Below are 741 nucleotides of genomic sequence, written 5' to 3'. Positions count from 1 at the left end.
CGGAACGTTGATCCTAGCGATGAACTTGTAATAAGGGTCTGCCTCAAGCATCGGTACAACAGACTCAGGCGGATTACTCGTGTCTTCGCCCATAAAATAATCAATGACCGGAAATAAGAGATACCAAAATGCAATGAACAGCCATAAAAATACGTCATTAGGTGACAACATATATAGCAAAGGGCCTGCGACAGCCAGCAGGGGCACCATAAAAGATACCAGCCAAAAATGACGTTTTTTGTCGACGTAAACCTCTCCTTCTGGAGATATAAAAGTACCTGCGCGCATGATCCATTCCTATTCTTATTGAGCGTGGAACTATTACAGCAAGTGATAGATCAAAAATTAAGCGTTGAAACTGGCATTAAATCGTCATAATCTGACACTCTTCCGGAATCAATTAACGATCATCGTATGTCGATTAGTAAAGAGCAACTTCAACACTTAAGCCCTAGCATTCACCCAAGCTACGCTCGTTTGTTGGCTGGACACTGCCGAAATGCTGGTGTTGTGATAGAGCAATTGTTTGAAGGAAATAGCTTAACTTGGGAGCAGCTCATCGATAGCAGCCAGTATGTTAGTTTTGAGCAGTTTAAAAGGTTATATGCGAAAGCAGAGCATTTGTCTGGCTCAGATGACCTAGCACTCGATATATCAACGATAAGTCAGTCGAGCGCGCACGGGCCTCTGGGCTATGGCGCAATCTCAGCCCCCACGGTTCGACAAATGTTCTTTCTAATT

General features: G+C 43.7%; 1 protein-coding gene and 1 pseudogene. One reads left to right on the top strand and one right to left on the bottom strand.

Features of this window, described 5'->3' with window-relative positions; translation table 11 throughout:
* Positions 1 to 288 (bottom strand): annotated as a pseudogene (locus tag A3762_RS02800) (alkane 1-monooxygenase); the annotation flags it as partial.
* Positions 289 to 414: 126 nt separating this feature from the next.
* Between A3762_RS02800 and A3762_RS02795 the strand changes: the two are divergent.
* Positions 415 to 741, top strand: a 327-nt coding sequence (locus A3762_RS02795; protein ID WP_197468974.1) for an AraC family transcriptional regulator ligand-binding domain-containing protein, incomplete at its 3' end; no start/stop codon positions are given.

Source organism: Oleiphilus sp. HI0125, assembly GCF_001635355.1.
Note: the sequence above shows the minus strand (reverse complement) of the source record. Positions and strands in the feature narration are given on the sequence as shown.